The sequence below is a fragment of the Mariniphaga anaerophila genome, from assembly GCF_900129025.1.
Classification (GTDB): Bacteria; Bacteroidota; Bacteroidia; order Bacteroidales; family Prolixibacteraceae; genus Mariniphaga; species Mariniphaga anaerophila.
The window spans coordinates 768979-781499 of sequence record NZ_FQUM01000001.1 but is presented as its reverse complement, the minus strand read 5'-3'; the positions used below and the strand labels follow the sequence as shown (position 1 = coordinate 781499).

Sequence of the window (12521 nt, the reverse complement as noted above, 5' to 3'; positions counted from 1 at the left end):
TTTTATATGAAAACATTGAAAAACAAAGAAATTTATGGCAATTGGGCAACCCTGCTTCTTGCTACCAATAATGATGGTTCTGTTGATTATAAAAGATTAAATGATGAAATAGATATTTTGATTGCTTCCAGTCCTAACGGTATTTATTCCAATGGGACAGCAGGTGAGTTTTATTCGCAATCGGAACAAGAGTTTCTTAAAGTGAATGAATTATTAGCACTGAAGTGTGAAAAAGCGGGTGTCCCTTTTCAGGTTGGGGTAAGCCACATGAGTCCTCAAATTTCGTTAGAAAGGTTAAAGTTGATTAGACATTTAAGGCCGGGGCAGTGCAAGTTATTTTACCCGACTGGTTTCCGGTTACACTGGAAGAAAGTTTAATTTTTCTGCAAACAATGGAAGAGGAAGCATTTGGAATTCCCTTGGTTTTATACAATCCTCCTCATGCAAAAAAACAACTCTTTCCGAAAGACTGGGCGTATATAAAAAAATACGTTCCGTCACTTGTAGGGCTTAAAGTTTTTGATGCCAACGGGGATGATAAATGGTATTCGGAAATGAGAATATACGGCGAAGGACTTTCGGTTTTTATCCCGGGGCATAGGCTGGTAACAGGCATAAAAAACGGTGCCAACGGGGCATATTCAAACGTAGCATGTCTCAATCCCTTTGCCGCACAAAAATGGTTCAACCTGATAAATGAAGATTTAGTGGCTGCTTTGGAACTTGAGAAAAGAATAAACATATTTATGAAAGAGCTTATCGAACCGTTTATTCTGAAACATGATTATCCGAACCATTCCTGCGACAGGTTTATGGCTATTGTAGGCGGTTGGGCTGATGTGGGATCGAAATTACGCTGGCCTTATAAATCAATTCCTGAAGATTTGGCTGAACCTATCCGGGTAAAGGCAAAAAATATTATCCCTGAATTTTTTATTAATAATTAGTTACAAAAGTTTATTCAATGAGACTTCTATTATCCTTCATTTTGCTGATCGTTTTTAGCCATAACGGACTCGCAAATAATGATTATTTTCAGTTTTCATCACTCCCGGATTTGCTACCTAATTCAGGCTATAGTGTTCAACCAGGATTGGCAGGACCATAGATACTCGCTAAAAAAAGATGAACGTATAACGTTTCAAAATATCAATTTTAACATGAAAATACTAAATCTACTAATTGGCTGCATTATACTTTTTGCAGTCAATACTCAATCAGGAAAACAGGGGATTACCCCTAAGTTCCTTCGTTGTGAGCTTAGAGTCAATCCTTTTGGTATAGATAACCAGAATCCTCGTTTGAGTTGGTATTCCGAATCGGAGCAAAGGGAGCAGGTACAGACCGCCTACCAGATAATTGTATCCAGTTCTTTGTCGAACCTGGAGGCAGACAAGGCTGACTTATGGAATTCAGGTAAAGTAATGTCTGAAAATTCCAGCAACATCCCCTATGAAGGAATTACCTTAACTTCCGGTGCGCAGGCTTTCTGGAAGATAAAATTATGGGACAGAGACGGCAAAGAGTCGGGGTGGAGCGAACCGGCAAGCTGGACAATGGGGATAACAAGTAAAGAAGACTGGAAAGCTCAATGGATAAAATATCCATCTACAAAAAACGGGTTTGGAAAAACAGGACTACCTATTTTCCGCAAAAGTTTTCCGCTCAATAAACCGGTAAAACGTGCATTAATCCACGTTACTGGTTTGGGACAATACGAGTTGTTTGTGAATGGCACAAAAACCGGTGACCATTTTCTTGACCCGGCCTGGTCGACCTACGAAAAAAAAGTTTACTACAATACTTTCGATGTAACTTCTACTTTAGAACAAGGAGAAAATGTATTGGGAATGATGCTTGGGAAAGGCTTTTATAATACCCATGGCGACCGCCGTATACATGGTGTGGATGTTAACGCGCCCCTGAAATTAATTCTACAGGCAGAGATTGAATATTCGGATGGTTCTTCTGAAACAATTATTTCTGACGAATCGTGGAAAGTTACCGACGGCCCTATAACGCATTGTGCAATTTTAGGTGGAAGCGATTACGATGCACGTAAACTCCCCGAAGGTTGGGCAAAAAAGGCTTATAGAGATTCTGGCTGGTTGAATGCTGCTCAAACAAAAGGCCCGGGAGGGAAACTAAGGGCAAGTATGTCTCCTCCAATAAAGGTTATGGAAGTATTTGAACAGGTAAAGATTGATGAGCCCGAGCCGGGCGTGTTTGTATACGACTTCGGACAAAATGCTTCGAGCATTCCAAAGTTGAGAATAAGCGGAAAATCCGGCAAAGTGGTAAAACTGAAACCGGCGGAACAACGTTTTGGCAACAGCCCGCAGACCAATGATGGTGATGGCAGGGTAAACCAGGCAGGTGTGGGAAGCCCAAATTATTGGGAGTACACTTTAAAAGGTGGTGAGACTGAGGAATGGATGCCCCAGTTTACCTATACCGGTTTTCATTACATGGAGGTAAGCGGTGCAGTCCCGCAAGGATACCCAAACCCTAAAGGTCTGCCCGTTGTGGAATCCTTAGTTTCATGCCATGTGCGTAGCAATGTTGAAACTGTGGGGACTTTTAGCTGTTCCGACCCATCAATCAATGCCATTGAAAAAATAATCGATTGGTCGGTAAAAAGCAATATGGGACATGTACTGACCGATTGCCCACATCGTGAAAAACTGGGGTGGCTTGAACAGACTTACCTCATGGAACCCGCCATTGGTTTTAAATACGATATACTCAGTTTTTACAATAAGGTTACCGATGATATAAATGATGCCCGGGATGAAAATGGGGCAATATATACGGTTGCACCCAACTTTGCCAACTGGAAAGAAGTCGGTTTTGGTTATACCCCTGAGTGGGGAGCCGCAGGAGTTATTGTTCCATGGCAGGTTTACATGCGATATGGAGATGATGGCATCTTAAAGGATAATTATAACATGATGAGAAGTTTTGTTGATTATATGCATGAGACTTCTAATGACTTGATTCCTATCGCAGGATTGGGAGATTGGTGTGATTATGGACACGGGCATAAAGGATGGTATTCCCGCTATACCCCTTTTGAACTGTCGGCAATGGCCACATTTTACATCTGTACCGATATTGTGTCAAAAACTGCAAGAGTAATTAAAAACCAAGATGACAAAGCAAAATATGAAAAGCTTGCTGAGAAGATTAAACTGAAATTCAATGAAACTTACTTTAACGGTACAGATTGTTATACGAATTATGGAAGCCCGCAAACTGCCAATTCAATGGCCTTGGTTAGCGGTATGGTTCCTGAAGGTAAGGAACAAAATGTATTAGAGATAATTATTAAGGATATTAAGGAAAGGGGCAATCAGCAAACTGCCGGTGATGTAGGGTTTACTTACCTGGTACAAGCTCTTTCGGGCATGGGGCGCCATGATGTTTTGAATGATATTATCAAAAGAAAAGATTTGGGAAGTTATGGGTTTTTTGTGGAACGTGGTTGGACTTCACTTCCCGAAAATTGGGATGCACATCAAAGGGTATCCATGAACCACTTGATGCTTGGACACATTCAACAATGGTTGTACAATGATTTGGCCGGTATTCGCCCTGAACCCGGAACAACAGGATATAAGAAAATAATATTAAATCCAAAACTGGTAGAAGGGCTTAATTCAGCAAAAGGTACTTACAAATCGATGTATGGCACTATTGTTAGTGATTGGAAAATAAATGGAGATAAGTTTAGCTGGAACTTTTCAGTTCCGGTAAATACTACGGCCCGGGTTTATATTCCGGCAGCAAGCAAGCGTGCTATTACCGAAAGTGGAGTTCGTGCCACAAAGGCAGCAGGGATGAAGTTTGTACGAATGACTACAGAAGGGGCATTGTTTGAAGTTGGTTCGGGAGATTACCATATCGAGGCAACAGCTTGTAAAGACCATGTAATAAAAAGCCAAATAATACCGGTTACAAAAATTACTCCTTTAAATACAAATGTTGAATGTAACTCAAAAGTAAGTATAGAGTCGCCTAATGAAGGTGCCAAAATTTACTATACACTAGATGGAACAGAACCAGATGAAAATTTAACACCATATACCGGACCATTCCAGGTAGAGGAATCGTGTGTAGTAAAAGCACGGTCGTATGTGGAAGGAGAAAAGCCCGGGTATTTAGCCAGCAGTAAACTCAATGTATATAAATCCGAAACAAACCACTTTAATTACGAATATTACCACGGTAACTGGAAACTATTGCCCGATTTTGATGCGCTAACACCCGTAAAAATAGGCAAAATAACCGTGCCTGATATTGAAAAAATAGCAAGCCGTGAGCACAACTTTGCCATTCGTTTTAAGGGCTTGCTGGATATTACACAATTCGGAGAATATACTTTCTTTCTGAAAGTAGATGACGGTGGTAAATTGTACTTGGATGGTAAACTGCTGGTGAATAATGATGGACTACATGGATCTGTGGAAAAACATGGAAAAATCAAGTTAGAGCCCGGAAAGCATTCAATTATTATCGAATATATGCAGGCAGGTGCTGGAAAAGAGTTTGAATTAAGATGGGAAGGTCCGGGGTTCGGTAAAGAGCTAATCGATTTGTCCAGGATTTACCCTGATATAAAATAGAGTTAAACACTAAATAAAATACAAACAATTTAACATATGAAACGAGTATGCACATTATTATTGGCAGCTACATCTGTTTTTGCCATTTCGTGTAAAAGTATAAAAATAGGTGGAGGTTCAGCAGAACCAAATACTTTAACAAAAGCAGAAAAGGAAGAAGGTTGGGTGTTGTTGTTTGACGGAAAATCCAGCAATGGCTGGAAAGGAAACAACAAAGACCACTTCCCGGAGAGATGGCAAATCGTTGATGGAACACTTCATTTTACCGGTTCAGGACAGGGGGAAGCTGTGTCGAAAGATGGAGGAGACATTATTACAACCAGAGAATTTTCAAATTTCCGTTTAAAACTGGAATGGAAAATCTCTAAAGGGGGAAACTCGGGTATTTTTTATTTGGGAAAAGAAACCCCGGGCTGGCCAATATATAAAACCGCCCCTGAAATGCAGGTATTGGATAATGTAAAGCATCCTGATGCACGTGCCGGAAAGGACGGAAACCGCCAGGCTGGTTCCTTGTACGATTTGGTACCGGCAGTACCTCAAAATGCGCGACCTGTGGGTGAATGGAACCAAGTTGAAATAGAGGTTTATAAAGGCAGCGTTTGGCATCGACAAAATGGTAAAACAGTTGTTGAATACCACTTATGGACTGACGATTGGAAAGACATGGTGACGGATTCAAAATTTCCGGGTTTAAATCCCGATTGGGTGAATGTACCGAAAAAAGGTGTTATCGGATTGCAGGATCATGGCGACGATGTTTGGTTTCGCAATATTAAAATTCTGGAACATAATTAAGTTGTGAGGAAAAGATTTTTCCCGAGAAAAATGAATAAACAAAAAAAGACAGATGAAAAAAGTTTTAAAAACGGTAATGCTTCTTGCAGTTACATTACTTTGGAGTTTAATCTCTGTTGCCAATACAGAAAAAGCAGAATCTTCAAAAGTTAACGGTGTTCAGTTGGGGACAATTACCTATAGTTTTCGTGATATGCCTGCTCAAAGCCTGGAAAGTATATTGGATTATGTGGTTGCCAGTGGTGTTAGTTCTGTTGAACTAATGGGATATACCATAGAGGAATATTTTGGGGCGCCAACGAGTGAGAAGGACCGTGCCGAAGGGAGATTAAGAGCCTGGCGTGCTAACTTTTCAATCAATATCATATTGAAGCAGAATTTGCAGAAGGCTTTAAAATGATTGTTTCTTCTAATGTGGATCATAACGGCGTTCGCTTTGAAGGAGAAGACGGCTGTTGGGCCCAGGTGAATCGTGGAACCCTAAAACTCTCTGATAAACTGAAGGGTGTGAAGCTGGATGATAGTGATATCCGTTTGTATAAAAGTGATAATCACTATCGTAATTTCATTGATTGTGTTATATCCGGTAAAGAACCTATTGCTCCTGCTGAGGTAGGGCATCGTTCCATTACTATTGCCCACCTTGGTAATATTTCCATGATACTTAACAAGGAACTGAAGTGGGATCCCAAGACAGAACGTATTATTAATGACACTTTGGCAAATACCATGCTTGATAGGCCTAAGCGTGAACCATGGGATAAAATATACAAGGATTTGATAGCAGAATTATAAATTAAAATGTAATGATATATAAGATATTTATTTCAGCAATATTGCTGATGGGATTATTTGTAAATAGTGGTTATTCGCAGAATAACCCAAAGGGGTTTGATGATTTTAAAAATCCAAAGGGAGATTGGTTTGAGGCAGGTGATGCAAAATTAAATCCGGATAACGAAAGAGAACTTCTTGCTGTTGAGGGAGAAGGTGTTTTTGTTAATGGGACGAAAGGTGTGACAAAGCATTTGTTTACCAAACAACCTCATGGTGACATAATTCTGGAGTTGGAGTTTATGCTGTCTAAAGGCTCCAATTCAGGTGTGTATTTGCAGGGAAGGTATGAGGTACAAGTGTTCGATAGCTCGGGCAAAGAAAAGGTTGGTTCCGGAGATTGCGGAGGTATTTATGAAAGATGGGATGAAAAGAGGGAAGGAAAAAAAGGTTATGACGGTATACCTCCGTTGATTAATGCCTGCAAGAATCCAGGTGAATGGCAAACTTATTATATTCATTTTAAGGCTCCCCGATTTAATAAAAAAGGAGAAAAGAAACGAAATGCCAGGTTTAAAAAGGTTGTTTTAAACGGTGAGGTAGTGCATAAAAATGTTGAAGCTACCGGACCAACACGTTCTTCACTGGATAACCTGGAAGAGCCAACCGGATTATTGATGCTGCAGGGTGATCATGGTCCTGTGGCTTACCGGAATATCAGGATTAGGAAGCGATAAAAAATAGTAACAGCTCCTCTAAAAAAGTGGCTTAAAAACTTGTAATTTATTAGAGTTTATGAAACGAATAACTTTATTTTTTGTGATATATAGTATATGTCTTACCGGTTTCTCGCAAGGTAACAATTTTAAGGCTTCTGAAAATTACCGGAACTTACAGCATACTATGGCTAAAGGGTGGAATACCTGGAATGTACACAATGTTTTGTCTCATGTACATTTGCCCGATGGCCTTGCTATCAATCTGGTACTAAAGGATGAGAATTCTGGTGAATACCTCAAAAAGGCTTTGTTGGAACGAGGTTCAGATTTAAAGATTGAGTTATTATCTCATTCCTATGATGGTTCATATACCGAATTGAATATTCAATGGAAGGGGGTAAACATTAAAGTTCAGAGTGCTACGGTGGAGGACGACCAGCTAATTATGGTTGCACCACTTGATGAGCAAACAAAGTATAGTAAACTCATTGTAGATCCGGAAATTTTGTGGGGAAAGAATGGAATGTTGAACCGCAATTATGGCTTTTATGCAGGTAAATTGCCCCAGCGTAAATTATATGCCTATTTCTCTGATAAAAGGATAACCATAAACACACGGGGAAAAATGCAGCTTGATAGCTATTCCAGGAATAATGAGGACTGTATGGTTTACGCCCTTGAATCACCGGTTTACGTTTCCACCGGTAAAGATCGTGAGGAAGCAGAGATTCAATCAATCATTGAAAATGCGAAACAGAAATCTCTTGCCTCCATCAAAGGTAATCCTGAATTGAAAGAGGTAAAGAGCGCACTTCAGGCAGTAATTAACTGGAATTTGATATACGACCCCGCCAACGATCGCTTAATTTCACCGGTAAGCCGTATCTGGAGTTCTAAAGACAGGGGAGGCTACGTATTGTTTTGTTGGGATAACTACTTTGCTGCCCACATGTATTCAGTAGGTTCAAAAGAACTGGCGTATATAAATATAATAGAGAACACCAAAGCCATTGCCGAGCTTGGTTTTGTTCCCAACCATTATGCAGGGAACGATGTAAGTCGCGACCGTTCGCAACCACCGGTTGGCTCCATTATTACAATGGAAGTGTATAATAAATACCAAGAGAAATGGTTGTTGGAAGAAACATTTGATTTGTTGCTGCAGTGGAACCGCTGGTGGGAACAAAAAAGGGACAAGGACGGATACTTGTGCTGGGGCTCCAACAAATATCCGGGCATGGAACGTACGATTTACGCCACCAACGGCCACCAACAGGCCATGTGGGAATCGGGTCTTGATAATTCACCCATGTATGATGGTATTCCCTACGATGAGAATACAGAACTGATTAATCTGGCTGATGTGGGGCTAATGAGTCTTTATGTTGCAGATTGCAAGGCATTGGTTAAAATGGCTGACATTTTAGGAAGGAAGAAAGAGAAAAGAGAATTAGAGAAGCGAACAGAAAAGTATGCCGAAAGCCTGAAAACCCTATGGAACGAAGAAGAGGGAATTTTTATGAATAAAAGAACCGATACCAAAGAGTTCAGTAAACGCTTGAGCCCTACAAATTTTTATCCCCTGCTTGCAGGTGTTGCAACACAGGAACAGGCCGAAAGAATGATTAAAGACCATTTTTATAATCCGGATGAGTTTTGGGGAGAATGGATTATCCCATCCATTGCAAGGAACGACCCTGCATTTCCTGATAATACTTACTGGCGCGGACGCATATGGGCTCCAATGAATTACTTGCTGTACTGGGGCGTACGAAATTATGATCTCCCAGATGCCAAAAGGGATATTATTGAAAAATCGGAAGCCCTTTTGTTAAAAAGCTGGACCAAAGACAAGCATATTTTTGAGAACTATAATTCTACAACCGGGGTAGGTGATGATGTTGGCGACAGTGATAACTTCTATCATTGGGGAGCTCTACTCGGCATGATAAAGATTATGGAATTAGATAAATAAAAAAATAAAATAAATGAAACAGATAAATTATACCCAATATCTAGTGTTTCTTTTGATGTTTATATCAGGAAACCTTACTTATGGTCAAGACGAAATAAGAATTAACATCACAACAAATCCTAAAGTGGAATACCAGGAAATTGATGGATTTGGGGCTTCAGATGCCTGGCGTGCTCAGTTTGTAGGAAAGAACTGGCCAATTGAAAAGCGAAATTATATAGCGGATTTGCTGTTCAGCCAGGAGTTTGATGAGCGGGGAAACCCCAAAGGAATAGGCTTGTCTCTCTGGCGTTTTTACCTTTCTGCTGGTTCTGCGGAACAAGGTGATTCAAGCCTTATCGGGAGTAAAGAAAATCCATGGCGCAGGGGAGAATGCTTTTTGAGCGAAGATGGATCGTATGATTGGAGCAAGCACGAGGGGCAGCGTTGGTTTTTGAATGCGGCGAAAGCCCGTGGGGTTGAGAAACTGCTTGCTTTTACCAACTCGCCACCTGTATTCTATACTAAAAACGGACAGGGATTTGCACCCAAAGGAGAGATTCATTTGAACCTGAAGCCAGGGCGAATGGATGATTACGTAAAGTATATGGCCGATGTAATGGATCATTTTAATAGCAAAGGGATATTTTTTGATTACCTGAGTCCAATTAACGAACCTCAATGGAATTGGGATGGCAACAGCCAGGAAGGTACACCGGCTTTAAACGAGGAGATGCATGCCTTGGTATTGTACCTATCAAAAGAATTGTCTTCGCGAAATTTAGAAACACAAATCGTTATTGGAGAGGCAGGAACCATTGGACATGCAAGCATTGATATGGAGACCCTGGGTATGCCTTTGCATGGTCGCGACAATCAGGCGGCGTTTTTCTTTGGGAAAGAATCACCCTTTTACATTGGCAACTTACCCAATGTAGAAAAAACGATTTCTGCACACAGTTACCAATCTGTTTGGCCTATCGATTATCAGGTGGAAAGCAGAAGCCTTGTTAATAGTGCATTGAAACAAGCCAATCCTGATTTGGGCTACTGGATGAGTGAATATTGCATTCTACAGAAGAATGATGAAATTACAAGTGGTGGTAAACGTGACCTGACTATGGAGACAGCCTTATATGTGGCAAGGATTATGCATCACGATATGGTACTAACCAATGCCAAATCATGGCAGTGGTGGACCGCAATAACCCAAGTGGATTTTAAAGATGGGCTGGTTTACCTGGATGACGGTTCGGAAGGCGAAACCGGCAAAATGGGAGGCCATGTAGAAAGCCTTCGATATGATGGAGTAGTACGTGAAAGCAAATTGCTGTGGGCGATAGGAAATTATTCACGATTTATACGCCCGGGTATGGTTCGGGTAAAATGCGAATTGTCGGAAGAACAGTCAGCGGTTAACGGATTGCTTGCATCGGCATATAAAAATTCGGGAAATGGCGACTTGGTATACGTCCTCACAAATTTGTCAGAAAAAGAAATAACATTGGATTTTGGCGAGAATAGAAAGGCACATACTTATACTACAGATAAACAGCAAAATATGGGATTCACTTCGCAAAAGCTCAATAAGCTGCGACTACCTGCACGTTCGGTAGTTACTGTCTTGAAGTAAGAGAATGCCAATTCAGAGTGATTATAAAATAATAATCTATAGTAATGTTAACTGCCACTAAAACTATTAGTGGCAGTTTCATTTCCAACAGATAATGTAGCTTTTACAAAAGAGTTAAGCATTAAAAGTTTTGGAGAAACCAAACCAACATTATTTTTTTAGGGTCACAACAACTTTCTTATTTATTGAATACGAGTGTACCCGAAGCACGATTATGTTTTAATCTTAAAAGAACTTTTCTAACAAATCTTAAGAACTCTGTTGGCCTGAATTTAGAAAAAGTATTGTTAGTCAATGACGACTTTATAAGCTTCAAAACAAACATTTTTAATTAGTCCTATCAGCTTCCTTAATTGTATACCTTTTAAAGTGATTAAATTCTGCTTTATGAAGATATATTGACTAAAATATACATACGAAATTTTATAGCATAAATAATTTTAATACAATGAAAGTTAAAAACAATAAAAGCAACGGGATTGATAATTCCCGTAGAAAATTTATTAAAGAAAGTGCTTTAACCATAGGGGCAATTACCATTGTTCCCAGTCATTTTCTTTTTGCAAAAAAAGAAATAAAAGATAATAAAGGACAACTTATTCAAAAAGCAGTAGTTGCTCCCAGCGATAAGGTAAATGTGGCTTGTGTTGGAATCGGACACCGTGGTGGCGAACTAATGGGGGATATTTACAAAACCGGCCATGCAAATTTTGTTGCCCTATGCGATGTTGACATGGGGGGACCTCAAACTCTTAAAAAGCTGAAAGAATTCCCTAAACTTCCACGATTTAAGGATTTCAGGGAGATGTTTGACAAGATGGATAAGGAGATTGATGCGGTTACCGTTGGAACTCCTGATTTTTCGCATTTCCCGATTACCATATTAGCCATGTCGATGGGAAAACATGTATATGTTGAAAAACCATTGACAAGAACTTTCCATGAATCGGAATTACTGATAAAGGCAGCTAAGAAGTTTAAGGTGGCTACACAGATGGGTAACCAGGGGCACTGCAAGGATAACTACTACCAGTTTAAAGCCTGGGTAGAAGCTGGTATTATAAAAGATGTAACCAGGATTACAGCTAATATGAATGGTAAACGCCGCTGGCACGGCTGGGATACGAGCATAACTAAATTTCCGAAAGGGCAGCCCATACCTGAAACAATGGATTGGGATACCTGGCTGATGACAGCAGAGCATCATGACTACCACAAAGATTTAGTGAACGGGCAGTGGCGTTGTTGGTACGACTTTGGTAATGGCGCGTTAGGCGACTGGGGTGCACATATCTGGGATGGTTTTCATCAATTCCTTGAGCTGGGATTACCCTATGAAGTTGACCCAGTTAAAATAGTTGGGCATAACCCATTGTTCTATCCACAGGCTTCTACCATTGATTTTAAATTTCCGAAACGTGGCAAAAAACCGCCGGTAACTGTAACTTGGTACGATGGTCAGGATAATTATCCTCCGGTTCCGGAAGGTTATGGCGATGGTGTACAGGCCAGCTCGAACATACCTACCATAAATGGACAGAAAGCGCAGGTAAGCAAAATAGGTGCAGGAAAGATTATTTATGGAAAAGACCTGACCTTTAAAGGGGCAACGCACGATAGTACATTATCGATTATTCCTGAGGATAAAGCCCGTGATATGGCTTCGAAGTTGCCTGAATACCATAAGAGTACAACCAACCATGCCACTAACTTTTTATTGGCTTGTAAAGGTGAAGAGGAGTGCCTTTCTCCATTTGAGGTCGCAGGGCCACTTAGTCAGGTTTTCACCCTTGGAACAATGGCACAAAGGCTTAATACGAAATTGATTTTTGATAGGAAGAAGAAAAAAATAACCAACAACAAGCTGGCCAATGAGCTACTTATGGGAACTCCTCCAAGAAAAGGATGGGAGGAGTTCTATAAGTTGGCATAGATAGTTATTCAATCAATCGGTAATAAATTATACAATATTGAAACAGCTATGATTCAAGAATTTTAGTAAGAATGGATTTTTAGAT

At 40.3% G+C, this 12521-nt stretch carries 10 protein-coding genes; all 10 read left to right on the top strand.

Annotated elements, in window-relative coordinates; translation table 11 throughout:
• Nucleotides 1-6: 6 nt before the first annotated feature.
• The 10 genes from BUB08_RS20490 to BUB08_RS03100 all read left to right on the top strand — a co-directional run bounded on the left by BUB08_RS20490 (nucleotide 7) and on the right by BUB08_RS03100 (nucleotide 12436).
• The gene (locus tag BUB08_RS20490; protein WP_217651535.1) at nucleotides 7-378 is read left to right on the top strand and encodes a dihydrodipicolinate synthase family protein; all 372 of its coding nucleotides are present in this window, start codon (nucleotides 7-9) and stop codon (nucleotides 376-378) included.
• A complete protein-coding gene (locus tag BUB08_RS03140) occupies nucleotides 327-947 on the top strand; it encodes a beta/alpha barrel domain-containing protein (protein ID WP_217651534.1) in 621 nt (206 codons plus the stop codon). Before BUB08_RS20490 ends, BUB08_RS03140 begins: the two co-directional genes overlap by 52 nt.
• Before the next feature lie 213 nt (nucleotides 948-1160).
• Nucleotides 1161-4625: a family 78 glycoside hydrolase catalytic domain gene (locus BUB08_RS03135; protein WP_175549932.1), complete on the top strand. Its 3465-nt coding sequence runs from the start codon at nucleotides 1161-1163 to the stop codon at nucleotides 4623-4625.
• Nucleotides 4626-4661: 36 nt separating this feature from the next.
• On the top strand, nucleotides 4662-5423 hold the full coding sequence (locus BUB08_RS03130) for a 3-keto-disaccharide hydrolase (protein ID WP_072998769.1): 762 nt from the start codon (nucleotides 4662-4664) through the stop codon (nucleotides 5421-5423).
• Between the two features lie 52 nt (nucleotides 5424-5475).
• Complete coding sequence (locus BUB08_RS03125) at nucleotides 5476-5823, top strand: hypothetical protein (protein WP_072998767.1); 348 nt, start codon at nucleotides 5476-5478, stop codon at nucleotides 5821-5823.
• Nucleotides 5820-6218, top strand: coding sequence for a hypothetical protein (locus BUB08_RS03120; RefSeq protein ID WP_072998765.1), 399 nt, complete (start codon nucleotides 5820-5822; stop codon nucleotides 6216-6218). The genes BUB08_RS03125 and BUB08_RS03120 overlap by 4 nt, the downstream gene beginning before the upstream one ends.
• Before the next feature lie 11 nt (nucleotides 6219-6229).
• A complete protein-coding gene (locus tag BUB08_RS03115) occupies nucleotides 6230-6934 on the top strand; it encodes a 3-keto-disaccharide hydrolase (RefSeq protein WP_072998763.1) in 705 nt (234 codons plus the stop codon).
• A 166-nt stretch (nucleotides 6935-7100) separates the two neighbouring features.
• Nucleotides 7101-8891, top strand: a complete 1791-nt coding sequence (locus BUB08_RS03110; protein ID WP_175549931.1) for an MGH1-like glycoside hydrolase domain-containing protein — start codon at nucleotides 7101-7103, stop codon at nucleotides 8889-8891.
• A gap of 13 nt (nucleotides 8892-8904) precedes the next feature.
• Nucleotides 8905-10503, top strand: a complete 1599-nt coding sequence (locus tag BUB08_RS03105; protein ID WP_072998759.1) for a glycoside hydrolase — start codon at nucleotides 8905-8907, stop codon at nucleotides 10501-10503.
• Between the two features lie 448 nt (nucleotides 10504-10951).
• Nucleotides 10952-12436 carry a Gfo/Idh/MocA family oxidoreductase gene (locus tag BUB08_RS03100; protein ID WP_072998758.1) on the top strand — a complete coding sequence of 495 codons (1485 nt, stop codon included), beginning with the start codon at nucleotides 10952-10954 and terminating at the stop codon, nucleotides 12434-12436.
• The last annotated feature ends 85 nt before the right edge of the window (nucleotides 12437-12521 follow it).

Coding starts and splice junctions, on each gene's coding strand:
- BUB08_RS20490 (WP_217651535.1), top strand. CDS start 7: ATGAAAACATTGAAAAACAAAGAAATTTATGGCAATTGGGCAACCCTG.
- BUB08_RS03135 (WP_175549932.1), top strand. CDS start 1,161: ATGAAAATACTAAATCTACTAATTGGCTGCATTATACTTTTTGCAGTC.
- BUB08_RS03130 (WP_072998769.1), top strand. CDS start 4,662: ATGAAACGAGTATGCACATTATTATTGGCAGCTACATCTGTTTTTGCC.
- BUB08_RS03125 (WP_072998767.1), top strand. CDS start 5,476: ATGAAAAAAGTTTTAAAAACGGTAATGCTTCTTGCAGTTACATTACTT.
- BUB08_RS03120 (WP_072998765.1), top strand. CDS start 5,820: ATGATTGTTTCTTCTAATGTGGATCATAACGGCGTTCGCTTTGAAGGA.
- BUB08_RS03115 (WP_072998763.1), top strand. CDS start 6,230: ATGATATATAAGATATTTATTTCAGCAATATTGCTGATGGGATTATTT.
- BUB08_RS03110 (WP_175549931.1), top strand. CDS start 7,101: ATGGCTAAAGGGTGGAATACCTGGAATGTACACAATGTTTTGTCTCAT.
- BUB08_RS03105 (WP_072998759.1), top strand. CDS start 8,905: ATGAAACAGATAAATTATACCCAATATCTAGTGTTTCTTTTGATGTTT.
- BUB08_RS03100 (WP_072998758.1), top strand. CDS start 10,952: ATGAAAGTTAAAAACAATAAAAGCAACGGGATTGATAATTCCCGTAGA.